The organism is Nocardia sp. bgisy134 (assembly GCF_057708325.1).
In genome coordinates, this window is the sequence record NZ_JBYIRW010000010.1 from 96830 (window position 1) to 122914 (window position 26085).

22 protein-coding genes are annotated in these 26085 nt (G+C 70.0%); 6 read left to right on the forward strand and 16 right to left on the reverse strand.

Annotated features, from left to right (window positions below; all coding sequences use genetic code 11):
* Positions 1 to 33: 33 nt before the first annotated feature.
* The 8 genes from AC3ERS_RS19000 to rimP all read right to left on the reverse strand — a co-directional run bounded on the left by AC3ERS_RS19000 (position 34) and on the right by rimP (position 8628).
* Positions 34 to 1425 carry an MATE family efflux transporter gene (locus AC3ERS_RS19000; protein ID WP_431969282.1) on the reverse strand — a complete coding sequence of 464 codons (1392 nt, stop codon included), beginning with the start codon at positions 1423 to 1425 and terminating at the stop codon, positions 34 to 36.
* A gap of 3 nt (positions 1426 to 1428) precedes the next feature.
* A complete protein-coding gene (locus tag AC3ERS_RS19005) occupies positions 1429 to 2430 on the reverse strand; it encodes a DHH family phosphoesterase (RefSeq protein WP_431969284.1) in 1002 nt (333 codons plus the stop codon).
* 13 nt (positions 2431 to 2443) lie between these two features.
* The gene (rbfA, locus tag AC3ERS_RS19010; RefSeq protein ID WP_431969286.1) at positions 2444 to 2887 is read right to left on the reverse strand and encodes a 30S ribosome-binding factor RbfA; all 444 of its coding nucleotides are present in this window, start codon (positions 2885 to 2887) and stop codon (positions 2444 to 2446) included.
* Between the two features lie 47 nt (positions 2888 to 2934).
* On the reverse strand, positions 2935 to 3225 hold the full coding sequence (locus AC3ERS_RS19015; protein ID WP_068062976.1) for a DUF503 domain-containing protein: 291 nt from the start codon (positions 3223 to 3225) through the stop codon (positions 2935 to 2937).
* Between the two features lie 112 nt (positions 3226 to 3337).
* Positions 3338 to 6358, reverse strand: a complete 3021-nt coding sequence (infB, locus tag AC3ERS_RS19020; RefSeq protein ID WP_431969289.1) for a translation initiation factor IF-2 — start codon at positions 6356 to 6358, stop codon at positions 3338 to 3340.
* Between the two features lie 109 nt (positions 6359 to 6467).
* The gene (locus AC3ERS_RS19025; RefSeq protein ID WP_431969291.1) at positions 6468 to 6746 is read right to left on the reverse strand and encodes a YlxR family protein; all 279 of its coding nucleotides are present in this window, start codon (positions 6744 to 6746) and stop codon (positions 6468 to 6470) included.
* Positions 6747 to 6934: 188 nt separating this feature from the next.
* Positions 6935 to 7963 carry a transcription termination factor NusA gene (gene nusA / locus AC3ERS_RS19030; RefSeq protein WP_068069413.1) on the reverse strand — a complete coding sequence of 343 codons (1029 nt, stop codon included), beginning with the start codon at positions 7961 to 7963 and terminating at the stop codon, positions 6935 to 6937.
* Complete coding sequence (gene rimP, locus AC3ERS_RS19035; protein WP_431969293.1) at positions 7960 to 8628, reverse strand: ribosome maturation factor RimP; 669 nt, start codon at positions 8626 to 8628, stop codon at positions 7960 to 7962. The genes nusA and rimP overlap by 4 nt, the downstream gene beginning before the upstream one ends.
* Positions 8629 to 8919: 291 nt before the next feature.
* On the opposite strand from rimP, the gene AC3ERS_RS19040 reads away from it, so the two are divergent.
* Complete coding sequence (locus AC3ERS_RS19040) at positions 8920 to 9447, forward strand: hypothetical protein (RefSeq protein WP_431969539.1); 528 nt, start codon at positions 8920 to 8922, stop codon at positions 9445 to 9447.
* Positions 9444 to 9878, forward strand: coding sequence for a ferritin-like domain-containing protein (locus AC3ERS_RS19045; RefSeq protein WP_431969295.1), 435 nt, complete (start codon positions 9444 to 9446; stop codon positions 9876 to 9878). Before AC3ERS_RS19040 ends, AC3ERS_RS19045 begins: the two co-directional genes overlap by 4 nt.
* A gap of 224 nt (positions 9879 to 10102) precedes the next feature.
* Here AC3ERS_RS19045 and AC3ERS_RS19050 read toward each other — a convergent pair whose 3' ends face one another.
* Positions 10103 to 11854, reverse strand: coding sequence for an acyl-CoA dehydrogenase family protein (locus AC3ERS_RS19050; RefSeq protein WP_431969297.1), 1752 nt, complete (start codon positions 11852 to 11854; stop codon positions 10103 to 10105).
* Between the two features lie 291 nt (positions 11855 to 12145).
* On the reverse strand, positions 12146 to 13903 hold the full coding sequence (locus AC3ERS_RS19055; RefSeq protein ID WP_431969299.1) for a proline--tRNA ligase: 1758 nt from the start codon (positions 13901 to 13903) through the stop codon (positions 12146 to 12148).
* Between the two features lie 288 nt (positions 13904 to 14191).
* Between AC3ERS_RS19055 and yaaA the strand changes: the two genes are divergently transcribed.
* On the forward strand, positions 14192 to 14935 hold the full coding sequence (yaaA, locus tag AC3ERS_RS19060; protein WP_431969301.1) for a peroxide stress protein YaaA: 744 nt from the start codon (positions 14192 to 14194) through the stop codon (positions 14933 to 14935).
* Positions 14936 to 15148: 213 nt separating this feature from the next.
* Here yaaA and AC3ERS_RS19065 read toward each other — a convergent pair whose 3' ends face one another.
* On the reverse strand, positions 15149 to 15826 hold the full coding sequence (locus AC3ERS_RS19065) for an NADPH-dependent F420 reductase (protein WP_431969303.1): 678 nt from the start codon (positions 15824 to 15826) through the stop codon (positions 15149 to 15151).
* A gap of 745 nt (positions 15827 to 16571) precedes the next feature.
* Positions 16572 to 17207 (reverse strand): HD domain-containing protein, encoded by a 636-nt coding sequence (locus AC3ERS_RS19070; RefSeq protein ID WP_431969305.1) that lies wholly within the window; start codon positions 17205 to 17207, stop codon positions 16572 to 16574.
* Positions 17208 to 17602: 395 nt separating this feature from the next.
* Here AC3ERS_RS19070 and AC3ERS_RS19075 point away from each other — a divergent pair, with 395 nt between their 5' ends.
* On the forward strand, positions 17603 to 18334 hold the full coding sequence (locus tag AC3ERS_RS19075) for a DUF7873 family protein (protein WP_431969307.1): 732 nt from the start codon (positions 17603 to 17605) through the stop codon (positions 18332 to 18334).
* 450 nt (positions 18335 to 18784) lie between these two features.
* A complete protein-coding gene (locus AC3ERS_RS19080) occupies positions 18785 to 19198 on the forward strand; it encodes a PPOX class F420-dependent oxidoreductase (RefSeq protein ID WP_431969309.1) in 414 nt (137 codons plus the stop codon).
* Positions 19199 to 19208: 10 nt separating this feature from the next.
* Here AC3ERS_RS19080 and AC3ERS_RS19085 read toward each other — a convergent pair whose 3' ends face one another.
* The gene (locus AC3ERS_RS19085; RefSeq protein WP_431969540.1) at positions 19209 to 20669 is read right to left on the reverse strand and encodes an MFS transporter; all 1461 of its coding nucleotides are present in this window, start codon (positions 20667 to 20669) and stop codon (positions 19209 to 19211) included.
* Positions 20670 to 20902: 233 nt separating this feature from the next.
* A complete protein-coding gene (cobA, locus tag AC3ERS_RS19090; protein ID WP_431969541.1) occupies positions 20903 to 22138 on the reverse strand; it encodes a uroporphyrinogen-III C-methyltransferase in 1236 nt (411 codons plus the stop codon).
* Positions 22139 to 22851: 713 nt separating this feature from the next.
* Between cobA and AC3ERS_RS19095 the strand changes: the two genes are divergently transcribed.
* Positions 22852 to 24351 (forward strand): MDR family MFS transporter, encoded by a 1500-nt coding sequence (locus AC3ERS_RS19095; RefSeq protein WP_431969311.1) that lies wholly within the window; start codon positions 22852 to 22854, stop codon positions 24349 to 24351.
* A gap of 52 nt (positions 24352 to 24403) precedes the next feature.
* On the opposite strand, the gene AC3ERS_RS19100 is transcribed toward AC3ERS_RS19095, so the two are convergent.
* Positions 24404 to 25759, reverse strand: a complete 1356-nt coding sequence (locus tag AC3ERS_RS19100) for a DoxX family protein (protein WP_431969313.1) — start codon at positions 25757 to 25759, stop codon at positions 24404 to 24406.
* Positions 25756 to 25911, reverse strand: a complete 156-nt coding sequence (locus tag AC3ERS_RS19105) for a hypothetical protein (RefSeq protein ID WP_431969315.1) — start codon at positions 25909 to 25911, stop codon at positions 25756 to 25758. The genes AC3ERS_RS19100 and AC3ERS_RS19105 overlap by 4 nt, the downstream gene beginning before the upstream one ends.
* Between the last annotated feature and the right edge of the window lie 174 nt (positions 25912 to 26085).

A 26085-nucleotide genomic window follows, 5' to 3' on the forward strand; every position in this document is an offset into this window, starting at 1 on the left:
GAATATCGTTATCGAACTATCGCACCCGGTCGATCAGGCACGCCCCCGCGGGATCTCCGCGCCCACCTGCGCCCAGCGGCCCGACAGTGTCCGCCAGACGACCGCCGCCAAGCGCAGCACCATGAACGCGACCAAGCCGGACCAGATGCCCGCGAGCCCCCAGTCGAAGACGAGCGAGAGCCAGATGGCGGGCAGGAACCCGGCCAGCGCGGCGCCGAGCGTAGCGGTCCGCAGGAACGCCGCGTCACCGGCGCCGAGCAGCACGCCGTCGAGCGCGAAGACCACACCGGCGACCGGAATGATCCCCACGAAGTACCACCACGCCACGTGGGTGCGATCAAGCACGGCCGGGTCGTCGGTGAACAGCGTCGGGACGACCGCGTACCCGGCCGCGAACGCAGCGGACAGCGCGAGCGCGAAGACCTCCGACCACCGCGTGACGCGCCACGCGAGCCGCCGCGCCCCCACGGCGTTGCCGCTGCCGAGCGCCGCACCCACCAGCGTCTGCGCGGCGATGGCCAGCGAGTCCAGGGTCAGCGCAAGGAAATTCCACAGCTGAAGGACCAGCTGGTGCGCCGCGACGGAGGCCGCCCCGAACCGCGAAGCCACGGCCGCCGCCGATACGAAGCAAGCTTGAAAAGCCAGGCTGCGCAGGATCAGGTCGCGGCCGAGCACCAACTGGGCGCGCATCACCGACCAGTGCGGAACCAGCGAAACCCGTTCCCGCATCAGGGCGCCGAGAAACAGCACGGCCGTCACCGCCTGCCCGGCGAGGTTCGCCACCGCCGAGCCGGGCAGCCCCAGCGGCGGCGCGCCTAGCAGTCCGTGCACGAGCATCGGACACAGGACGGCAGAAAGCGCAAGACCGGCAACCACATACAGCAGCGGACGGCGGGTCTCCTGGACACCGCGCAACCACCCGTTGCCCGCCATAGCGATCAGAATGAGCGGCACGCCGAACAGCGCGATCCGCACCCACGGCAGCGCCTCGGCGGCGATGTCCCCGCCGCCCGCGATCGCCTCGGTCAGCGGAACGGCGAACGCCTGCACCGTGATCAGGATCAGCAGACCGACCAGGACCGCCAGCCAGGTGGCCTGCACGCCCTCGGCCACCGCACCACGCTCGTCACCGGCGCCGTGCCTGCGCGCCGCCCGAGCGGTCGTCCCGTAGGACAGAAAGGTCAGCTGGGTGCTCACCTGCGCGAGAATCAATCCCCCGACGGCAAGTCCGGCCAGCGCCAGCGCGCCGAGCCTGCCGACCACCGCCAGATCGAACAGCAGATAGAGCGGTTCGGCGACCAGGACGCCCAGCGTGGGCAGCGCGAGCCCGAGTATGCGCCGCGGCCCGGCCTCAGCGGGATCGGCGCCGCTACCGACCGGATCCGCGCGGACTTCCTCGGCGTCGCCGACATCCTGTCTGCTCATCCGCTATCCCAGCGCGGCGAGCAGCGCCCGCACCACATCCTCCGGGCGTCCGTCGGTGGTGTACCCGGCCGCGTAACGATGGCCACCACCGCCGAGCGCGGTCGCCACCTCGGCGACGTCGACGCCGTCCCGCGCGCCGGGCCCGGAGTCCCGCGACCGCAGCGACACCGTCCAGCGGCCGTCGACGGTGCGCGACTCCTTGAACACCGCAGCCACCCCGGCCTCCGCCGTGGTGCGGACGATATCGATGACGCTCTCGACCTCCTCCGAGCGCACCCCCGTCGCGTCGTCGCGGCGCACGAACACATACGCCAATCCGGTGCCGCCGCGCGCCCCCGGCTCCAACCGGGCGGTGCCGAGGACCCGCGAGAGCATCGGCAGCCAGTCGAACGGATGCGTGTCCAGCAACGTGCGCGCGATCTCCGCACCGTCGATCCCGGTGGCCAGCAGCCGTTCGGCCAGTCGATGGGTGCCCGGCTGCACCCAGCGGAACGAGCCGGTGTCGGTGACCAGGCCCGCGTACAGGCAGTGCGCCACCTCGGGATCGATCGGAACGCCCCAGGCGTCGAGCAGCCGGGCGATCAGGCTGGTCGTGGACTCGGCGCCGGGGTCGACCACGTTGATCGCGCCGAAGCTGGTGTTCGAGCGGTGATGGTCGACCACCAGAGTCGTCGCGGCGCCGGACAATCGGTCGGCCAGCGCGCCGAGCCGACCCGCGCTGCCGCAGTCCACCGCTACGAGCAGGTCCACCTCGCGCGGCACCTCCGCGGGCGCGACCAGATGCTCGATCCCGGGTAGCGAGCGCATGGAGGCAGGCAGTTCGGCCGGCTCGGCGAACGAAACCCACACCGGGATGCCGCGCCGATGCAGCACGAGTGCCAGTGCCAGGCCGCTGCCGATGGTGTCGGCGTCGGGTTGCACGTGACACAGGATGGTGACCGATCCGGCGGCCGTCAGTGCCGCGACGGCCGCGTCGAGCTCGGCCGCGTTACCGCTCGTCGTCATCCGCGCCCGCGCGTCACTCGGCGCTGTCGCGCTCGACCTTGTACGGGTCTGAGTCGCCCGCGTGGGTGGCGTTGGCGGCCGTCTTGGCCACCGCGTCGTCGGCGGCCCTGGCGCGGGCGAGCAACTCCTCCATCTCACGCGCGGCGTCGGGCACCTTGTCCAGTACGAAGGCCAGCGTCGGCGTGAACTTCACCCCTGTCCCCGCCCCCACCTTGGAACGCAGCACCCCCGTGGCCTTCTGCAGACCGGAGGCCGCGGACGCGTAATCCGGCTCGGCGTCGAGGGTTTCACCCATCACCGTGTAGTACACCGTGGCCTCGCGCAGATCACCGGTGACCTTCGCGTCGGTGATCGTCACGAAACGCAGCCGCGGATCCTTCACCTCGTATTCGATCGCGGTCGCCACGATCGAGGAAATCCGCTTCGCGAGTCGGCGTGCCCTGGCTTGATCCACCATGGCCGTTTCCTCCTCACTGTTGTCAGTATTCGGTTGGCGTCGCGGCCCTAGTCCTCGGGCCCGAAGATCCGGCGGCGTACTGCCAGCAACTGTAGCTCCGGACGCGCCGCGACGTGCCTTTCACATTTGTCGAGCACTTCGGTCAGGTGATCCATGCCGGCGCTGACCATGGCCACCCCCAGCAACGAGCGCCGGTACCGATCGTGTTCCCCGCCCTCGGCCGCGCTCACACCGAAGCGTTGCAGCTCGGCGATTACCGGCCGGATGACCGACCGCTTCTCCTTCAACGAATGCACGTCGCCGAGCAGGATGTCGAATTCCAGTGCACCTAGGTACACCCACACACCTTCCAGTGTCGAAGGCCGAACCGAACACCGCACCTCGCGCCCGGCGCCCCGCCGTACGGGCGGGGCCTCGGACACAGGTGCGGTGTTCGCTAGTTCGGACCGATCAGTCGCGCGGCTTCTCGCGCAGCTCGTACGCCTCGATGACGTCGCCCTCCTTGATATCGGAGTAGGTCAGCGTCATACCGCATTCGAAGCCCTCGCGGACCTCGGTCGCGTCGTCCTTCTCGCGCTTCAGCGAGGAGATCGTCACGGTCTCGGCGATCACCACGTTGTCGCGGAGCAGACGCGCCTTGGCATTACGCTTGACCGACCCGGAGGTGACCATGCAGCCCGCGATGTTGCCGACCTTCGACGAGCGGAAGATGGCCCTGATCTCGGCGCGACCCAGCTCGACCTCTTCGTAGATCGGCTTGAGCATGCCCTTGAGGGCCTTCTCGATCTCGTCGATGGCCTGGTAGATCACCGAGTAGTACCGGATGTCCACGCCTTCGCGGTTGGCCAGCTCGGTCGCCTTGCCCTCGGCGCGCACGTTGAACCCGATGATGATCGCGTTCGACGCCGAGGCCAGGTTGACGTTGGTCTCGGTGACGCCACCGACACCGCGGTCGATGACCCGCAGGCGCACCTCGTCGCCGACCTCGATACCCATGAGGGCCTCTTCGAGGGCCTCGACGGTACCGGAGTTGTCGCCCTTGAGGATCAGGTTCAGCTCCGAAGTCTCCTTCAGCGCGGCATCCAGATCTTCCAGGCTGATGCGCTTGCGGCTGCGCGCGGCCAGCGCGTTGCGCTTGCGCGCATTGCGACGGTCGGCGATCTGGCGAGCGATGCGGTCCTCGTCGACGACGAGCAGGTTGTCACCCGCGCCCGGCACCGACGTGAAGCCGACGACCTGGACGGGCCGCGACGGCAGCGCCGCATCGACGTCGTCGCCGTGCTCGTCGACCATCCGGCGCACGCGACCGTAGGCGTCGCCCGCCACGATCGAGTCGCCGACGCGCAGCGTGCCGCGCTGGATCAGCACGGTCGCCACCGGGCCGCGGCCGCGGTCGAGGTGCGCCTCGATGGCGACACCCTGGGCGTCCATGTCCGGGTTGGCGCGCAGGTCGAGGGCGGCGTCCGCGGTGAGCAGGACCGCCTCGAGCAGTGCCTCGATGTTGGTGCCCTGCTTGGCGGAGATGTCGACGAACATCGTGTCGCCGCCGTACTCCTCGGCCACCAGGTTGTACTCGGTCAGCTGCTGCCGGATCTTCTCCGGGTTCGCGCCTTCCTTGTCGATCTTGTTGACCGCCACGACGATCGGCACGTCGGCCGCCTGCGCGTGGTTGATCGCCTCCACCGTCTGCGGCATGACGCCGTCGTCGGCGGCGACCACCAGGATCGCGATGTCGGTGGCCTTCGCACCGCGGGCACGCATGGCGGTGAACGCCTCGTGACCCGGGGTGTCGATGAAGGTGATCAGGCGGTCGTCGTCGCCGAGGTGGGTCATCACCTGGTAGGCGCCGATGTGCTGGGTGATACCGCCCGCTTCGCCCTCACGGACGTTGGCCTTGCGGATCGTGTCCAGCAGTCGGGTCTTACCGTGGTCGACGTGACCCATGACGGTCACCACCGGCGGGCGGACCTGCAGGTCCGTCTCGTCGCCCTCGTCCTCGCCGTAGGTGAGGTCGAAGCTCTCCAGCAGCTCGCGGTCCTCGTCCTCGGGGCTGACCACGTGCACGACGTAGTTCATCTCGCTGCCGAGCAGCTCGAGGGTCTCGTCGTTCACCGACTGGGTCGCGGTGACCATCTCGCCGAGGTTGAACAGCGCCTGGACCAAGGCGGCCGGGTTCGCGTCGATCTTCTCCGCGAAGTCCGACAGCGACGCGCCGCGGGCGAGCCGGATGATCTCGCCGTTGCCGCGCGGCAGCCGCACGCCGCCGACGGCGGGCGCCTGCATGCTCTCGTACTCGGCGCGCTTCGCCCGCTTCGACTTACGGCCACGACGCGGCGCGCCACCGGGACGACCGAACGCGCCTGCCGCACCGCCACGGCCACCGGGACCGCCGGGACGACCGCCGCCGCCACCACCGGGGCGACCACGGAAACCACCGGCCGCGGGAGCGCCTGCGCCCGCACCGGGTGCACCGGTACCGCCGCCACCGCCGCCGCGGTAGCCGCCGCCACCGCCGCCCGGACGACCGGCGCCACCGGCGCCGCCACCCGGACGACCGGGACGACCGGCACCGGCGCCGCCCGGACCCGGACGCGCCGAACGCTGCGGCATGGCACCGGGATTCGGACGCGGCGGCATCGAGCCGGGGCTCGGACGCGGACCACCCGGACGGGGGCCGCCACCCTGAGCGGCTGCCGGACGCGGACCACCCTGACCGGGACCAGGACGCGGACCACCCTGAGCCGGACCGGGACGCGGGCCACCCTGGGCCGGACCCGGACGCGGGCCACCCTGCGGGCCGGGACGCGGACCACCCGGGGTCGGGCCGGGACGCGGACCGTGACCGGGGGCCGGACGCGGGGCGCGCTCGGGCGCGGGCGTCGACGAGTAGGGGTTGTTACCGACACGCGGGGTCTTCGGACCGGGCTTCGGACCACCGGGACGCGGACCACCCTGCGCGGACGCGCCGGGGCGCTGCTGCTGGCCGGGACGCGGACCACCTGGAGTGGGGCGCGGACCGGACGGCGCGGGCGCGGGCGCGGCCTTGGCGGCGGGCGCCGATTCCTGCGCGGGCGTCGCGGGGCCGGGCTTCACGGCCGGACCGGGGCGCACACCGTCACCGGGACGGGCGGTGGCCGGGCTGGGCGCCGCGGCGGCCGGGGAAGCGGCCGGGGACGACGCGGCGGCCTGCGCCGGAGCCGGGGTACGTGGGCCGGGGCGCGGACCGCCCGCGGCGGGCTTCGCGGCCGGTCGAGCCGACGAAGCGGGCCCGGGGCGAGCCCCGGACTTGGAGTCTGCCGCCGGCGCGGACTTCGCCGCCAACGACTCTCGCAGCCGACGCGCGACGGGCGCTTCCACCGTCGAGGACGCCGACTTCACGAACTCGCCCTGCTCCTTGAGCGTTGCGAGTAGTTCTTTACTCGTGACACCGAGTTCTTTTGCCAACTCGTGCACGCGGGCCTTGCCTGCCACTGCTCTCCTCACTGAGAGGTCGAGCAGTGCCACCGTTTCAGGGGACGGCGGCCCGCACGACCTCGGGTTATCTCCGATGGACGTTCATCGTTGGTACTTCACGGTGTGCTCATGAGTGCTCGTGCCTGTTCTCGAGGTAATGCTCCAGGGCTGAGATATCCAGATGTCCGGACACTCGTAGTGCTCTGCCGAATGCTCGGCGCCGTTCTGCAGTGCTCAGACAAGACGAAAGGGGGTGCAACCAGGCACCCCTCCCGGGAAGTCTGCGCCGCGGATCGGGAACGATCACGACGATACGGGATCCGTCTCCGGCGTCCCGATCTTGTGCCACGATCCGCAACAGATCGACGGCCAACTCGCGCTTCCGGCATCCGATACACGTACGCACCGGAACCGATCGCCGCGCGGGCGCGGGGTGTTGCTCGGTGGTGCGTTCGGGCGAAGGTGCCGAAGGCTCGTGCTGAACCTTGGACCACTGTACCGCTGCCCGGCCCCGAACGCCGAACCCCTCCCCCGCGGAAGTTACCAACATGTCATCCCCGGGGCGGGATTCCCTGTTCGCGGTGTGAGCTCCGCTCAACTGCGATGCGCCTCCGTCCGCACGCCACCGCCCACGTCGGGGGCCGCGTCGCTGCGGATATCGATGCGCCACCCGGTCAGACGCGCGGCCAGGCGGGCATTCTGCCCCTCCTTGCCGATCGCGAGCGAGAGCTGGAAATCGGGCACGACGACCCGGGCCGCGCGCGCGTCGGCGTCCACGATAGTGACGGAAACCACTTTCGACGGCGACAGCGCGTTGCCGACGAAGGCGGCCGGATCCTCGGCGTAATCGATGATGTCGATCTTCTCGCCCGCCAGTTCGCTCATCACATTGCGCACACGCTGACCCATCGGGCCGATACACGCGCCCTTGGCGTTGACGCCGGGCACGGTGGAGCGCACCGCGATCTTGGAGCGGTGCCCGGCCTCGCGAGCCACCGCGACGATCTCGACCGAGCCGTCGGCGATCTCGGGGACCTCCAGCGCGAACAATCGGCGCACCAGGTTCGGGTGGGTGCGCGACAAGGTGATCTGCGGTCCGCGCGGGCCGCGGGAGACACCGACCACGTAGCACTTGATGCGGTCGCCGTGTTCGTAGGTCTCGCCGGGCACCTGCTCGGCGGGCGGGATCAGGCCCTCGGTGCCGTGCAGTTCGCTGCCGATGCGGACCACCACCGTGCCGCGGGCGTTGGCGCGCGCGTCGCGCTGCACCACGCCGCCGACGATGTCGCCCTCGTGGGTGGAGAACTCGCCGAAGGACTTCTCGTTCTCCGCGTCGCGCAACCGCTGCAGCACCACCTGGCGCGCGGTGGTCGCCGCGATCCGGCCGAAACCCTCTGGGGTGTCGTCCCATTCGGAGATCACGTTGCCGTCGGCGTCGAGTTCGCGGGCCATCACCCGCACCACGCCGGTCTTCTGGTTGATGTCGATACGCGCGTTGGGCTGGTGGCCCTCGGTGTGCCGATACGCGGTCAGCAGCGCCGACTCGATCGCGGAGATCACCGTCTCGATCGAGATCCCCTTGTCGGCCACGATCGCGCGCAGGGCTTCGATTTCGATGTTCATTCCACGATCCCTTCGGTCGAATCGGACGCTGTTACAGGTAATGCTTCGGTGTTTCCTCGGACATCTGCGGCATCGTCGACCGCGAGGGCATCGTCGTCGTGCCCTGGCCTCGGCCGACCTGGCGCCACTCCGCCCGCCAGCTCCAGCTCCCGCGCGCCGGGCGGGGAGAACTCGACCTGGACGACGGCGTCGGCGATATCGGCCAGCGGCACGTGCACCCGGTGCGGATTGCGCTTGCCGCCGAACACCAGCGCCACCGAATCCTGCCCCAGCGCGCCCACCCGCGCCTCGAACCGCGCCGAGCCGCCCGGTTCCGGTGGCTCGGCCCCCGGTCTCAGCGTGACGCGCACCTTGCGGCCCTGCGCGCGGCGCCAGTGCCGGTCGGCGGTGAGGGGGCGGTCGATGCCGGGCGTCGACACTTCGAGCAGGTAGGGCGTCTCACCGAAATCGCCCGCGTCGTCGAGCAGCAGCGAGAGGTCCGAACTGAGGGTGGCGATGGTGTCGAGGTCGGCGGTACCGTCGCTGTCGACGGTGACCTTGACTTTGGCTTGCGCGTCCGCGTGCCCGGCTGCCGTCGAGATATCGACGCCCTCGAGGTCGAATCCCCGGCGTTCGACGAGTCCAGCAACGAGCTGGCTCACCCTTTCCTCGGTCGGCATCGGCATGTGGGGCGGCTCCTGGTTCAGTTGTGACGCGGTCGGAATTTTCTGTACCGAAGGTCTAGCGTAACGCGCCACGAGAGTGTAAAGGACCATCGGCCCGCGGCAAGCGTCCCGGGTCCCCGGCGCGCGCAGCGGGTCGCGCGGGCCGCCCTCGGGATGGTCGGAGCGGTCGGACCGGTCTGGCACGATAGTGCCGTGCCCCTCCGCCTCCCCGCCCCGCCACGAGCCGGGCGCACCTTCGGCAGCCGGGTCGACCGGCACACCTCCCAGGACACCGTCGCGCACCGTGTCCCGCTGGTCGACCGCCGCACCGCGTTGCGGCTCGCGGGCGGCGGCACGGTCGGCGCACTCGCGCTCGGCGCCGCCGCGGGCTGCGCGGACGAGCCCGTACACGAGCCCGATCCGCTTGCCGCACAAGAGGTCATGGCCCGCACCGACGCCGCCGCGGCCACCGCGGCGATCGCGCTCGCCCCGCAGCGGCAGACCGCGTTGAGCACGATCGCGATCGAACGCACCGCGCACGCGGACGCGTTGCGCGCGGAAATCGCCCGCGTGGTCGGCGTCTACGGCGACGGGACCACCCCGGCCCGCAAGACCAAAGACCTGGCCGCACCGTTCGCCGCGAGCACGACCGGCCCCGAGGCGACAGGTACGGCCGTGCCACCGATCTCGCCGCCGAGCGTCGACCAGTTGCGCGAGCAGCTCGCCCGCTCGCGCAAGTCCGCGGCCGATCTCGCCGTGACGCAGTCCGCCTACCGCGCGGGTCTGCTCGCCTCGATCAGCGCGGCCTGCGCCGTCCACGCGGGGGTGCTGCTGGCATGACCGACGCCGAACGCCAGGCCCTGCTCGGCGCGCTCGCCGCCGAATACGCCGCGGTCTATGCCTACGGTGTGATCGCGGCCTTCGCCTCGCCCGACCGCGACCGCCTCATCGCCGAGAACACCGCCGCGCACCGAGCCCGCCGCGACACCACCGTCGACGCGCTCCGTGCGGCGGGGACGACCGCGCCGCCGCCCGAACCCGCGTACACCATCCCGTTCCCGGTGGACGATCCCGTGGCCGCCGCCCGGCTGGCCGTCACCGTCGAGAACGACACCGCCGTCGCCTGGCGCGCGGTGGTCGAGCACGGCGAATCCGGGGAGGCGCGCCGGACCGGAATCGACGGGCTGACCGAATGCGCGCTGCGCGCGGCCGCCTGGCAGGCGATCCTCGGCGCGACCCCGCCGACCGCCGCTTTCCCCGGCAAGCCATGAGCCGAGCGGCGCTCTCGACAGGTTCCACGCCGAACGCCGACCCCGGCGAGTAGCGCCACGCTCGGTAAGTCACCCGCCGCAACGCAATCCCGGCAAGCCTCGTGCACCGTCGAGCCTCGCGCCGCACACATCCGCGCCGAGCGCCTCGGGCGGACAGATCCGGACCGGTGCGACGCGGCCGAAATCGGGTACGGCCGAGACGAACTCGGCCGTACCCGGCTCACTCAGGGACGCATCTCGTACGCGCCGTCGTAGGACGCCACCTGCGCCCACACCCGGTCGAAGCGTTCCCGGTCCACGCTCGGGGTGCGCAGCGCAGCCACGGCCCACTCACGCTGCGCCGAGGTAGCCGACGCCTTGCCGTACAGCGTGGTGGCGTGCGTGTTGAAGTCGCGGATCTGGAAGTCGAAGATCTGGTCGAGCACGTCGCGGTCCAGACCCGTGATCGCGGCCTGCTCCAGGATCAGCTGGCCGTACACCACCAGCGAGAAGAGGTGGCCGATGGTGAGCATGAAGTCCAGGTCCTGCTGCTGTGCCTCGTCGGGAGCCGCGGTGGCGAGCAGCTCACGCAGCGCCTTGGCCTGCTCGTAGAAGCGCGCCACGTTCGCGACGTCGGAGTGCTTCTCGTACACCGGGTTCCAGTCCGCGAACTGCACCCGGCCCGCGCCGCGGGCCGGGCCCTGCCGCCAGAAGAACTCGTCGTCGGCCGCGTCCAGGCGGGTGCCGACCTCGGGGTAGTCCTTGGCGTTGAACAGGTAGTTGGGCAGGAACTTGAGGATCTGGCCGACGTTCACGTGCACCGTGCCCTCGAGCCGGGGCAGGGTGTTGATCAGGCGCTGCACCTCGTTGAAGTAGGTGTTCTTCTCGAATCCCTTGGCCGCGAGCACATCCAGCAGCAGGGTCATGACCACCTCGCCCTCGGAGGTGACCTTCGACTTGGTCATCGGGTTGAACAGCAGGTAGCGCCGGTCGTCCAGGCTCGCGGTGCGGAAGTAGTCGACGGCCCGGTCGCTGAACAGCTTCATCGCGACGATGCGGGAGTAGGCGTCCACGAAATTGCCGCGCACATGCGGGAAGTCGGTGACGTGCTTGCCGTAGAGGACGCGGTTGTTGGCGTGCGTGATGGCCTCGTAGAAGGAGTGCTCCACCATGCCGATGCCGCCGTGGCAGAGGTTGAACTTGCCGACGTTGACGGTGTTCAGCGCCGCGGAGAACGCCTCGGGCCCGGTGTGCAGGATGTCCTCGGCGCGCACCGGGTAGTTCTCCAGCCGGAACGTGCTCACGTACATCTGCTCGGCCACGACGTTGTCGATGAGGTGATAGTTCTCGTGGCGGCTGTCCGCGGCGAACCAGATGTAGCCGTCCGCACCCTCGATGTCGCCGCGGCGGGAGAACACCGAGACCATGCTGGCCACGTTGCCGTTGCCGATGTAGTACTTGACGCCGTTGGCGCGGAACAGGATTCCGGCCTCGGCGTCGGCGCTGCCCGGCTCGGTCGGCGTGAGCACCATGTCGGTGTTGTAGATGTCGGCGCCGTGCGACTGCTCGGACAGACCGAAGGCCATCACCTGCCCGTCGGCTAGGTCGGCGGCCGCGCGGCGCTTGGCCGCCTCGTTGTCGCTCTGCCAGATCGGCCCGAGGCCGAGGATGGTCACCTGCTCGGCGTACCAGTAGGCCAGGCCGTAGAAGCCGAAGATCTCCGAGAGCGCGGCGTTGCGCGCGGCGTCCCAGCGGCGGTTCGAATCGCCGTCGGCGTAGGCCGCGGGGGTCAGGAACGTCGCGAAGAGCTTCTCCTTCGCGACGAACTCGAGGAAGTCGGCGGTGAACACGGCGCTCTGGTCGTCGGCTAGCAGTTGCCGCTTGCCGCGGCTCTCGAACCACTCGATGGTGGCCTTCAGCAACCGCCGGGTCTCCGCGTCGAAGTGCTGCGGATCGTAGGTGGCCGGGTTGAACAACAACGCCTCGGTGCTTGTCATGGCGGTTAACTTACCAGCGGGTAACAGCAGCGTGTGGCGGGTCTGCCGGTTCTGCGATCAGCAAATTCAGCCTACGGAAGCGTAAGGAGAAAGTGACTGCCCCACCTTCTCACGCGCAAGGCATCGGAGCCCGGATACCGAGTCGACGAGAGCAGCGCGCGGACGCCCACTCGACATGCGCCAAGCGTTGGAGCGCGCGTCGCCGTGCGCCCTCGACGGTCTCGGTCGAAAACGGCCGCCGCCCCGGTCCCTGTGCGGGACCGGGGCGGCGAACGAGAATCTCGGAGCGGATCAGCCGCGAATCTTCGCGACCACCGTTTCGACGGCGGAGGCGGCCGGAATCTCCTCGGCCTCGCCGGTGAAGCGGTTACGCAACTCCACCTTGCCCTCGGCCCAGCCGCGCCCGATGACGAGAACCCAAGGCATGCCGAGGAGTTCGGCGTCCTTGAACTTCACGCCCGGCGAAGCGGTGCGATCGTCGAAGAGCACGTCCAGCCCCTGGGTGTGCAGACCGGACACCACGTCCTCGGCGCCCGCGCGGGCCGCCTCGTCCTTGTTGGCGATGACCACGTGCACGTCGAACGGCGCGATCTCCGCGGGCCAGCGCAGGCCCTTCTCGTCGTGCTGCTGTTCGGCGACCACCGCGACCATGCGGGACACGCCGACGCCGTAGGAGCCCATGATCAACCGCACCGGCTTGCCGTTCTCGCCGAGCACATCGACCTCGAAGGCGTCGGTGTACTTGTAGCCGAGCTGGAAGATGTGCCCGATCTCGATGCCACGCGCCGACACCAGCGTGCCGCGCCCGTCGGGCGAGGGGTCGCCGTCGCGGACTTCAGCGGCCTCGACGGTGCCGTCCGGGGTGAAGTCGCGGCCCGCCATCAGGCCGACCACGTGCTTGCCCTCGCTGTCCGCGCCGGTGATCCACGAGGTACCCGCGACCACCCTGGGGTCGACCAGGTAGCGGATGCCGTTCTCCTGCAACGCCTTCGGCCCGATGTAGCCCTTCACCAGGAACGGGTTGGCGGCGAAGTCGGCCTCGGTGATCAACTCGACCTCGGCGGGCTCGACCGACGCGCCGAGGCGCTTGTCGTCGACCTCGCGGTCGCCGGGGATGCCGATGCCGACGATCTCGGTCTTGCCGTCCGGGAGGCGCAGCTTGACCATCACGTTCTTCAGGGTGTCGGCCGCGGTGACCGGCCTGCCGTACTGCTCGCCGATGCCCGCGGCGTTGGCCCAGTCCACCAGCGTGGCGATGGTGGGGGTGCCCGGCGTCTCGTGCACGACGGCCGCGGGCTTGCCCTCGATCGGCTGCGCTTCGGGAGCGGGCGTGACCACGGCCTCCACGTTGGCCGCGTAGCCGGACTCGCGGCAGATCACGTAGGTGTCCTCACCGACCGGGCTGTCGGCCAGGAACTCCTCCGAGGCGCTGCCGCCCATCGCGCCCGAGGTGGCCGCCACGATCACGTACTGCACACCGAGCCGGTCGAAGATGCGCTGATAGGCCTCGCGATGGGCGCTGTAGCTGTTCTTCAGGCCGTCCTCGTCGAGGTCGAAGGAGTAGGAGTCCTTCATGACGAACTCGCGCCCGCGCAGGATGCCTGCGCGCGGCCGCTCCTCGTCGCGGTACTTGGTCTGGATCTGGTACAGCGTGACCGGCAGATCCTTGTACGAGTTGTACTCGCCCTTCACGGTGAGCGCGAACAACTCCTCGTGGGTGGGGCCGAGCAGGTAGTCAGCGCCCTTGCGGTCCTGCAGCCGGAACAGGCCGTCGCCGTATTCGGTCCACCGGTTGGTGGTCTCGTACGGGTCGCGCGGCAGCAGCGCGGGTAGCGAGATCTCCTGCGCGCCGATGGCGTTCATCTCTTCCCGGACGACGTCCTCGATCTTGCGCAGCACCTTCAGACCCAGCGGCAGCCACGAGTACACGCCGGGGGCGACGCGGCGGACGTATCCGGCGCGCACGAGCAGTTTGTGACTGGGCACCTCGGCGTCGGCGGGGTCGTCGCGCAGGGTACGCAGGAAGAGGTGGGAGAGGCGGGTGATCACGGGTGCACAGCGTAGTCGCCGGCCACGAGGCGTCCGCAACGCGTTATCCATTTCGGCCTGCGGCGGAGCAGGGCCAAGATCACTCCACGCCACCGCCTCCGGCCCTGACCGGCTCGCGCGGTGCCCAACTCTGCACGAGCCGGGGGCCTACATGGTCACGCTGCGCTACCGCCTCCGGCCCTGACCGGCTCGCGCGGTGCCCAACTCTGCACGAGCCGGGGGCCTACATGGTCACGCTGCGCTACCGCCTCCGGCCCTGACCGGCTCGCGCCGGTACGGTATCGCTTCGTGCTGGTGCTGCTCCCTCCCTCCGAAACCAAGTCCGACGGCGGCGCTGGTCTGCCCCTCGACCTGGACGCACTCGCGATGCCGCAGCTCACGCCGGTGCGGCACAAGCTGGCGACCGAACTGGGGCGGCTGGCCGCCGATGCGGACGCCTCCCGCGCGGCGCTCGGGCTCGGCAAGGGCGCCGACGCCGAGATCGCCAGGAACGCGGCGCTGCGCACGGCCCCGACCCGCCCCGCGCTGGAGCGCTACACCGGCGTCCTCTACGACGCGCTCGACGCGAAGTCGTTCACCAAGGCGCAGCGCGCCAAGGCGTACGCGCGGCTCGGCATCGGCTCCGCGCTGTTCGGCGCGGTGCGCGCGGGCGACCCGATCCCCGCCTACCGGCTCTCCGGCGGCTCCAAGCTGCCGGGTCTGCCCACCCTCTCGGCGGTCTGGCGCGACGTCCTGCCCGAGGCCCTGCTGGCCGAGGCCGCGGGCGACCTCGTCGTCGATCTGCGCTCGGGCACCTACCAGCAACTCGGCCGCGTCCCCGGCGCCATCACCGCCAACGTGCTCACCGAGCACCCCGACGGCACCCGCACCGTGGTGAGTCATTTCAACAAGCACCACAAGGGCCTGCTGGCCCGCGCGCTCGTCCTCACCCGCGCCGAACCGGCCGACATCCGCGCCGTGGCCCGGGTCGCGGAGAAGGCCGGACTGCGCACCGAAATCGCCTCCCCCACCGAACTTCTCATCATCACCTGAGCCCGCCACCGCCCGGATCTGCCGAGCGTCACGGCGCCATCAGCGATTTCGTTCTGCGCGGCAAGCGGAAGCTTCGCAAACCTTCTGTTCGCCTCGCAGAGGCCACAGCGTCTGCGAGGCGTGTGAAAGGGCTGCGTATCGAAAGGCGCACTCAGCCAGGCGGCTCTGCGCGCAATTGGCACGAGCCGACACACGGTTGGAACGACGACTCTGTCAGCGCTGGGCGGCAGCGAGGGCCGTGCGGATCGTCTCTACCGGGGCGGGCGCGGGGTCGTGTTCCCAGAAAGGGGTGCCCGCAGCGTAAGGGGTGCCGTACACCGGGGTGTTCACTTCCGAGCGCCAGCTTTCACGCAACGGACCGGGGTCGACGGTGTCGTAGCCGAGCGCGTCGAGCAGTTGCGCGACAGCGGCTTTCGCCTCGGCGTCGTCGCCCGCGATCGGCAGGGCGGAGCGGTCGCCGGAACCGGCCGGGCGGGCCAGCGCGCCCAGGTGCGCGAACAAGATGTTGTTGAACGCCTTGACCACCTTGGACGTCGGCAGATGCTTTTGCAGGAGTTCGCTCGAGGTCGCCTCGCCCGCATCGAGTTCGGGGATATTGCCGTCGCGGGCCGGGGCGTAGTTGTTGGTGTCGATCACGACCTTGCCCGCCAACGGCTCCACCGGCACCTCCCGGTAGTTCTTCAACGGCATCGTGACCATCACGATGTCGCCCGCCGCGGCCGCATCCGCCGCGGTGGCCGCCCGCGCCCGCGGCCCGAGTTCGGCCACCAGGTCCGCCAGCGTCTCCGGCCCCCGCGAGTTGCTCAGCACCACGTCCAGCCCAGCGTCCACCGCCAATCGCGCGACAGTGCCGCCGACATGCCCGCTACCGATCAATCCAATCGTCGTCATGCCGACATGAAACCATCTGCGCCCCAACACTGTTCCGCACCCCGGGCGCCACCTGGCCCGCACTCTCCGCGCAACACCTACGAGGCGTGCGGACGCTCCGCGCCACCAGGATGAGGCCCAGCACAGCGGCTCGGCCCGAATGGCGAGCGCACCAGCGCTGAGCGGCGCAGCAAGGTCGAGTGCGCAGACCTTCCATACGCCTCACAGAGACTAGATCGTCTGTGAGGATTGTGAACGGCCTGCGCATCCGGGGTACGCCCAGCGAGGCGGCGCGCGACACCAGCGCGAAATAGCTCGGTTCGAGGCTAGGCCGAGCTCAACACGGCAACCACGGCTCGGTAGTGCAGACACCGCAGATCAGCGACACATAGCCCGCACACTCCGCACAGAGGCGTAGCGCCTGCGCGGAGTGCGAAGGGTGTGTGCCGAAAGGCTCAGCGCAGCGGCTCGGCCGATGGCGAGCCCGACGCAGCGGAGCGGAACGGCAAGGCTGGGCGCGCACACCTTCCACACCCCACGCCGAGACCACAGGGGCTGCGAGGCGTGCGCACGGGGCGCTCAGCGAGGCTGCTCACCGCGTCAGTCCAGCGCGCGACAGCTCGGCACGAGGGCTCGACCGAGGTCGACACGGCGATCACGGCGCGGTTGCACAAGCACAGCAGCTCGGCGATGCATAGCCCGCACACTCAGCACAGAGGCACAGCGCCTGCGAGCCGCGCAAACGGTATGCGTCACGTGGGTGCGTTCAGCGGGGCGGCTCGGCCAATGCGGCGAGTTCGCGGCGGAGGTTGGCGCGGGCGGTGGATTCGTAGCGGTGCCGGGCGATTTCGGTGTGGAACAGGCGCGGCTGGCGGGCCAGGGCCTCGAGGACGGCGGTGCGGCCCGCGCGGTACAGATCGTCGGGTACGTGGGCGTATTCGGCGCGGACCGCGGCGGTGTACGCGGCGTAGCCGGGTTCGTCGGCGGCGAGCACCGCGAGATCGGCGTCGCAGAGCACCCCGCCGTTGCGGTCGTCGTGTGCGGGGTCGTGGGTGGTCGTGAGACGCACCAGGCGTGCCACTTCGCGGACGAGTTCGGTCGGCGCGCCGAGCTTCTCGAGGACTGCCTCGGCCAGTTCGGCGCTACGCTCCTCGTTGTCGGCGCGGTCGACGGCGTAGACGGCGTCGTGGAAGAACGCCGCATACCGCACCGCAGTCGCGTCATCGGCCTGGTCGGCCAGCTCATCGATCACGCGGAGCATGGCCGCCAAGTGCTCGACGGTGTGATAGCGCCGATGCGGCTCGCCGTAGCGGCGCACCAGGTCGGCTCCGACAGGCTCGGCCGCGGGCCCGGCCAATGCCGTCCAGCGCTCCAGCAGCTCCCGCTCCACCTTCGAGGACATCGGTCCAGTCTTCTCGACCGCGCGGCCGCCGACAACGCCTCCGGTCAGTGGAATTCGCCACCGCGGCACACCTGACCACCACCGCGGTGGCGAACTGCACCGCGGGAATCGTGTCGGCGACCGCTCGTGTGTCGCGATGGCTCGGGCCTTCCGCTATGCGCAGAGTGTGTGGGCTACATGTCGCCGAGCTGCTGTGCTTGTGCTATCTGCTGTGTTGAGCTCCGCACGACAAATCCCACCGTGGCGCGCGCAAGGAAAATGGGATGCGGCTCCCGCCGGGGCGCCGGTACCGTTGCCGCAGCGACGACGGGGGGTTACCGAAATCTGGCGTCGCGGACGACGAATCGAGCGACCGGCGGCCGAGTACAGGAGTCGCGGCGCGACGGGGAGGACGAATGACCAAGCTGAATCAGATCATCGCGGTGGAGAAGGGCGTGAAGAGCGGCGCGCTGCGCGAGCTCGCCGAGACCCAGAACCTGCTGCAGAAGCCGACGCTGCTGGCCGGCATCTCGCGCGTCTACCAGCCGAAGGACGAAGAGGGCGAACAGCTTCCGCCGGAGTCGACGCGCGTCCAGGTGAAGTCGGAGGAGGTGCTGCGGCAGACCGCCGCCACGCTGACCCGGCTGTTCGACGTGACCGCGACCAAGGACTGGGCGAACCGCACCGCCGCGGCCGATGTGGTGGTGGACGGAGAGACGCTGCTGGACGACGTCCCGGTGCCGTACCTGCTGTTCCTGGAGAAGCAGCTCGCTGATCTGCTGGCCTTCGTGAAGCGGCTCCCGGTGCTCGACGCCGCCGAGGCCTGGGCGTTCGACGATTCCTCCGACACCTGGCGCACCGAGCACGTGCGCACCATCCGCACCAAGAAGGTGCCGCGCAACCACGTGAAGGCCGAGGCCACCGACAAGCACCCGGCCCAGGTCGAGGTGTACTACGAGGACATCGCCGTCGGCTACTGGACGACGGTGAAGTTCTCCGGCGCGCTGCCTGCGCGGCGGGTCAACGAGGTGGTCGGCCGGATCGAGAAGCTGGCGCAGGCGGTGAAGTTCGCTCGCGAGGAGGCCAACGCCGCCGAGGTCACCGATCGCAAGACCGGCAAGGTGGTCTTCGATTACCTGTTCCGCTGATGCCCCACGAACTCCCCCGCGCCGCGGGGGATGCGCGAAGAGCGCAAGCTCAACCTGAAGATCAGCCTGAAGCCACGGACCGGCCGCCGAGCGGGCGAGCCGTGGCACAAACTCAGACTATCGCTCCAGATTGAGTATTCGCCGCCGACGACCGGGTCTCGAGGAGCGGACGCGATGCGACGAGGTGCGGGTTCAAAACCCGCTCTCCGCGCCCATGCGGAGGTGGTCCAAACGTAGGACGCGTCGCGGTGAGAGTGATCCGATCCCACCGATACCGGTAGGCGACATGGGCGGCACACCGAGACCCGGGGGCGGGCAAAGGCCCCCGGGTCTTCCATGTTTCGGCCCGAAGCCGTTCCTGGACAAGCGAATACCGCGAAGGATGAAATTCGGACGCGGAGCGAGGACACGCCGGGAATGCGCGGATGCGTCCAGGTGTTCCACCGGGACATGACCGGTACAGCTGTGCTCTCCGATGACCTGAAGAAGTACCTCGACGAGTCGAACGTGTTCGCCACCGTGGCCACCGTCGGCGCGAACGGGCAACCACATCTCACCGTGATCTGGCTGAAGCGCGACGGCGACGACCTGCTGTTCTCCACCACGGTGGAGCGTCAGCAGGCCAAGAACCTCGCCAAGGACCCGCGGGTGACCCTGCTGATCAACCCGCCCGAGAACCCCTACGTCTACGCCGAGATCCGCGGCACCGCGACCCTGACGCCGGATCCGGACAAGACCCTGCCCAACGAGCTCTCGCTCGAGTACACCGGCCAGCTGTACGCCGACTTCAACCCGGCCTCGGTGCACGACGCCGCCCGGGTCATCGTCCGGGTCACCCCGCGCAAGGTCGCCGGGCGGTTCTGAAGCGCGGCGCTCAGGCTCGCTGCGCCTCTTCCTGGGCGTGGTGGGCCTGCGCGATCTGCTGCGGCGTGAAGCGCAGCGTCAGGGCGATCAGCCCGATCAGCACCGCGACGCCCGCGCAGACCGCGAGCACGAGCGTGTACCCGCTGCCGAGCGCGTCGATCTCCGCCGAGGTCATGCCCGAGACATTGCCGGTCTTGCCGCCCAGCGACAGCGTGCGCGACACCGCGATCGGGGTCAGCACGCCGATCGCCAGCGGCGTGCCCAGGTTCATGAACATCTGCCCGACCGCGGCGAGCGGGCCGATGTCGTTGGGCGGCACGCCGACCAGCACGCACAGCGGCGCCACCACCATCGCGATGCCGACGCCGAAACCGATGACGATCAGCAGGATCAGCAGCGTCGGCAGGTACGTCACGTCGCGGTCGAGCGTCGAACCGAACAGCAGGCCGAGGGCGAGCACCACGGCCGCACCCGCGAGCAGCCAGCGCGGCGCGACCATCATCGCCAGTTTCGAGGCCAGCGCGCCGCCGATGCCGATGCCGACGGTGAACGGGATCGACGCGACACCCGCCTCCAGCGGACCGTAGCCGATGACGTTCTGCAGGAACTGCGCGACGAAGTACGTCATCGCGCCGAGCACGCCGCCCGCGAGCAGGATCAGCAGGAAGGTGGTGACGCGGTCACGGCTGCCGAACAGCGACCACGGCAGCAGCGGGTCGTCGACATTGCGTTCGGCGAGCACGAACACCACGAGCAACACCAGGCCGCCGATCAGCGAGCCGATGATGGCCGGGCTGGTCCAGCCCATCGCCGGTCCTTCGGTGGCCCCGAAGACGATGGCGGCGCAGGCAAGGGTGCCGAGCACGGCGCCGCGCACGTCGAGGGCGACGCGGTGGTGCCCGGTGTCGGCCAGGCAGTAGACCGCGCCGAGCACGATGAGCAGGCCGATCGGCACATTGATCAGGAAGATCCAGCGCCAGGACAGCTGCGTCAGCGCGCCGCCGACCACGAGTCCGCCGACCGAGCCGATGCCGACCATGGACCCGACGATCGCGATCGCCTGGTTCCGCGCTTTACCCGGCGCGAAAGTCGTTGCCACCAGGGCCAATGCGGCGGGCGCCGCGACCGCGGCCCCGGCGCCCTGCACCGCGCGGGAGGCGATCAGCATCGCGGGTCCCTGGGCGAGGCCGCACGCCAGCGAGGCCAGCGTGAAGAGGGCGACGCCGTAGATCAGCATGCGTTTGCGGCCGAACGCGTCGCCGAGCCTGCCGCCGAGCAGCATGAGCCCGGCGAAGGTGAGGCCGTAGGAGGTGACCGTCCACGCACTGCCCGCGCTGGTCAGTCCCATCTGATCTTGCAGCCGCGGCAGCGCGAAGATCACCACCGTGCCGTCGAGCACGACCATGAGTTGCAGCCCGCTCAAAACTAGGATCGCGAGCCCGAAGGCCCGCTGCGTCACCGGGTACTGCATCGTCGCAGCGGGATTCTGGAGCACAGGGAGTCACTGTAATTGATAGCCGAAGTGCTCCGTTCCCACGGGCGTGACCGGATGAAGCCCCCGACAGCGCCCCGCGCCGCCGACTTCCTCGCCGGACGAAGCCCGTCGGCAACCCCGCGCACGGTCGGAGCGAACGCGGAGTACGCACAGCGGGCGCGGCCGGACGAGATCCGTCGACAACCCCGGTACATCTGTTTCGCGGCCTGTCAGAGCTCCGCGGAGAATCCGGCGGTCGGGCCGATCACCACGATCGCGGGCGGCCGGATGCCTTCCTCGCGGACGCGCGCGGCCACGGTGCCGAGGTCGGCGCGCAGCACTCGCTGGGTGCGCAACGTGCCCTCTTGGATGACGGTCGCCGGGGTGTCGGCGGGACGTCCGCCGTCCAGCAGTGCGGTGGCGAACTGCTCGATCCGCTCCACCGCCATCATCAGCACGAGCGTGCCGCGCAGCCGGGCCAGCGCGGGCCAGTCCACCAGCGAATCCGGGTGATCCGGCGCGACGTGCCCGCTGACCACGACGAACTCGTGCGTGACGCCGCGGTGGGTCACCGGGATGCCGGCGGCGGCAGGCACCGAGATGGGACTGGTGACGCCGGGGACGACGGTCACCGGAATACCCGCCTCGACGCAGGCCTCCAGCTCCTCGTAGCCGCGACCGAATACGTACGGGTCACCGCCCTTGAGCCGCACCACGAACTTGCCCGCCTTCGCGCCCTCGATGAGCGCGGCGTTGATCGCCTCCTGCGCCATCGCGCGGCCGTACGGGATCTTGGCCGCGTCGACCACCTCGACGTCTGGTCCCAGCTCGGCCAGCAGTTCCGGGGGCGCGAGACGGTCGGCGACCACCAGGTTCGCCCGAGCCAGCAGTCGGCGCCCGCGCACGGTGATCAGATCGGGATCGCCGGGTCCGCCGCCGACCAGCGCGACACCGGGGGTCATCGGCGACGAATCATCGCTCACCACACCGGATTGCAGCGCTTCCAGCAGCGCGTTGCGCACCGCAGCCGAGCGGCGGTGCTGCCCGCTGGCCAGCACACCGAGGGTGAGGCCGTCGTAGCGGGCCGTGGCCGGGGTGACCGCGGTGCCGAGCCGGGCGACATCGGCGCGCACGCAGAAGACGCAGCGCCGGTTGGCTTCCTCGACGACGGCGGCGTTGGTCTCGGGTTCGTCGGTGCAGGCGATCGCGTACCAGGCGCCCTCCAGATCGCCGTCGGAATAGGCGCGCAACGTGACGGTGAGTTGCCCGGAGGTGGCCATCCCCTCGACCGCCGGGGTGACCTCACGGCTGATGACGTGCACGTCCGCGCCCGAGGCGATGAGCAGGCCGAGCCTGCGCTGGGCCACCGTTCCGCCGCCGATCACGACGACGCGGCGGCCGTTCAGATCGAGCCCCACCAGGTAGTTCGGATCGCCCGCAGGCTGGGCGGCGGCGTGGGATTCCACCTGTTCCTCGGTGTTGTCAGACGTGTTCGGCACAGTGTTCGAGCCTACGGCCTGCCCGGCGGGCGTCGGCACGCAGCGCCGCAAACCGCGCCGAATCCGAGCGATAGCTCACCGCGGCGCACCACTGGCGGTGCGAAAGGCGAGCGCCGACCGGAACGTCTCCACTACTCGCGCACGACCGGCCGCCACCGCGCCTCGTGCACCGCGCGTGCTCGCATTCATCCCGGCAACCGTTGCGGCACAAGCGAATCCACAGTTTCATCCGCCGAACCCCGGGCGTCGAAGCGACCCACGTCCAGCCGGGACCGTGGGGCGGCCTCGGCTATCCGAGGCTCGGCTACCCGGCCGCGCGGGGACGCCGAGGCAGCAAGCGCTTTCCGCGCGGGTGACGGCGAGCTCTTCGCGTCCTCCCCCTATCGAGGGAGCGGCCGAAGTCGCCGACCGAAGGGCGCCACGCGATGTGACCAGCGTCACCATCGCCGAGACGCTCCGCTGAAAGCCGCTGGTCGGCAGGCTTTTTCCATGGCTCGATTCACCAGGAGCCCGGCAAAATCGAGTGATTTTCGTCGGTGGTGAGCGGAATACTGTCCCGCGCCCGATGAGTTGCGCCAACAGTTCTCGTCTGATCTCGTGTGGCGGCCGGAACACGGCTCGATAACTCGGCACCGGGCCACACGTCTTCGCACGCTCACGATCACCTCGGAGGTAACCCGATGCCCGCCGTCCCATCCGCCAGTCCGACCGGGCGGCGGACGCCGACCGTCATCCTATTGTTGGTGCTCGCGACCTTCGTGGTGATCCTGAACGAGACCATCATGATCAACGCGATCCCGCGCCTGATGACCGACCTGGATGTCACCGAACGGTCGGCGCAGTGGGTGTCCACCGCGTTCATGCTCACCATGGCCGCGGTCATCCCGGCCACCGGCTGGTTCCTCCAGCGGGTCACGACCCGCCGTGCCTACGCGATCGCGATGTTCGTCTTCCTCGCCGGCACCGCGCTGTCCGCCGTCGCCCCGGCGTTCGAGGTGCTGCTACTCGGCCGGATCATCCAGGCCGGCGGCACCGCGGTCATGATGCCGCTGCTGATGACCACCCTCATGACGGTCGTGCCCGAGCAGGACCGCGGCCGGGTCATGGGCAACGTCACCCTCGCCATCTCGGTGGCGCCCGCCATGGGACCGGTCCTGTCCGGGCTGGTGCTGCAGGCAGGCTCGTGGCGCTGGCTGTTCGTGATGGTGCTGCCCATCGCCGCCGCGGTCACCTGGCTGGGGCTGAAGCGACTCGAGAACATCGGCGAACCGCAGTCCGGCGCGATCGACGTGTCCAGCGTGGCGTTGGCCGCGGTCGGATTCGGCAGCCTCGTGTACGGCCTCAGCCGGTTCGAGTCCGGCAACGTCACCGGCCCCGCGCTGATCGTCGCCGCCGGACTGGCGCTCATCGGCGTGTTCGCCGCGCGCCAGCTGCGCCTGCAGCGCACCGGCACGCCGCTGCTCGACCTGCGCATCCTGTTGATCAGCACCTACGCCAAGGCGCTGATCCTCATGTCGATCGCGTTCCTCGCGATGCTCGGCTCGATGATCCTGCTGCCGCTGTACCTGCAGAACCTGCGCGGTCTGAGCCCGCTCGAGACCGGCCTGCTCGTCATGCCCGGCGGTCTCGCCATGGGTCTGCTCGGCCCGACCGTCGGCCGCCTGTTCGACCGCTTCGGCGGCCGCGTCCTGGTGATCCCCGGTTCGATCGGCGTCGCCGCGTCCCTGGCCGGTTTCACGCAGATCTCGATGACCATGCCGTACTGGCAGCTGCTGGGCCTGCACGTCCTGATGATGGTGTCGCTGGCCGCGGCCTTCACGCCCGTCTTCACCCTGGGTCTCGGCGCGCTCCCGATGCACCTCTACTCGCACGGTAGCTCCATGCTCGGCACGCTGCAGCAGGTCGCCGCGGCCTTCGGCACCGCCTTGGTGGTGACCGTCATGTCCACCCGCAGCACCCAGTTGATCGACGAGGGCGCCGATCCCGTCGCCGCTCACCTCGACGGCATGAGCCTGGCCTTCGGGGTTTCCGCCGTGCTGGCGCTGGTCGTGATCGTGATGGCGGTCCTGCTGCCGAGCCGCTCCCACGCACCGGAAGCGGCGTCGGACGAGCACGCGCCCGAGGCAGCCTCGGACGAAGGCGAGGGCGAACGGCCCGCGGTCGAGCTGATGAAGGGCTGACCCGCTCCACCGCTGACCCTGGGCCGGCCCGCAGTCCCGCGGGCCGGCCCTTTCAGTTCAGGTCCGGAACCTCCTGGATCCAGTGGAATCGCTCGCCGCGCAACGGAAGGTCGTTCAGGTCGAACTCTTCCAGGGCGAGCGTGACCGGCCGGCCGCCCAGATCGCCACGCAGGGTGAGCCGGTCGGGCTCGGGACGTTCGAAGGTGAAGGTCGCCACCCGCGTCGGCGCGACATCCGGTGCGGTCGACGGCGCGGTCATGGTGAGGGTGCCCGCGGCGGTGTCGACGTCGGCGAGGACGGGCACGAACGCGCCGTCCATGCGCTGGTAGCTGGTGGCGAACTTGTCGAACACCAGGCGCTGCCACCGGGTCGGCTCGGTGGTCAACGGCGGCAGCGGGTGGCCGCCCACGGTGAACTCGGTGACATTCCAGATGCCGTACAGCGCGGGCTTCGGTGCGCCGTAACCATATTCGTGCCAGGAGTCCCCCGCGGTGTACACGGCGCCCGAGCACGTCCACAGGCCGAGCGCCACCTGCAAGGCGGCGGCGATCCGGTTGGCGCGCGCCGAGCGGAACAGCGACGGCTGCGTGGCCGGTTCCGAAGACCGTTCCAGCACAAGCACATTCGCCAGCCGCCTGGCCTGCGGCGCCAGCACCACCAGCGCGATGAGCATCAGGTGGAAGGACAGGATCTTGACCGGCACGTCGTAGGTCATGTTCAGCACGAAGACCTGCGCCATGCTCACCAGGCTCAGCATCGCCCCCACGGTCGCGGTGCGCGGCCAGAACAGCAGCAGGCCGCCGAGCACTTCCGCGATGCCGAGCAGCACCTGATAGGACGGCGACGCGCCGACCTGATTCCACAGCACCTCGGTCATGCTGAGGTTGCCGTAGGGCTCGAGCAGTCGCGTCAGCGACGGGTAGGGCATCTGGTTCGGCACCGCCTTGGCGAAGCCGTACCAGAGCATCTGCCCGCCGAGGCAGAGCCGCAGGAAGGTGACGAACCACCCGCCGAGGGCGCCGTAGCCTGCGCGGCGACGGTCCAGTACCGACCAGGTCACGGTGACGACGGCGGCGACAACCAGCAGGCAGAAGATCAGCACCCAGATGATGGTCTGGTCACCGCTACCGCTCTCGTGAATCACCGCGTCGACGCCGAAGACGTGCTCGCCCGTCCATCGGGCCACCGGCTCGACCACGTCCATCTGCCATCGGATCGCCGATTCCGGCAGCCAGCGCATGGCGACACCGGTGAAGACGAACAGGATCTGCGCGAACGTCAGACAGAACAGCAGCAGGTAGGCGAAACAGAACCGGAAGCCGATGCGGGCCGGTAGCGACCACCGGGGCGACGAATCGACCACGTCCTCGCGGTCTCGTTCCAGCACCTCCGTACCGATGGCGCTCACAGCGACACCTCGTCGACACTCGGCACCGCCGTGCCCGCGGACGCCGAGTTCATGGTTCGCCCGTCGCGCTCCCGCAGAGCCGCCCCTCGCCGATGCTCGACACCGCTGCGCCGGGGCACTGCGCTGATGGTCCCCTCGCTGCGATTCCGCACGGCAGCACCTCGCCGACACTCGGAGACGCTGCGCCTGGTTCGCCCGTCGCGCTGCCGCACGAATCCCTCCTCGCTGCCCTGGGTGACTTTCCGTGAGCGAAGGTAGCCGCGCGGGCCGCCTCGGCGCTTCCGGCGGCATCCCGATTTCCAGCTCCGTCGCACGGGGTAGCCGCG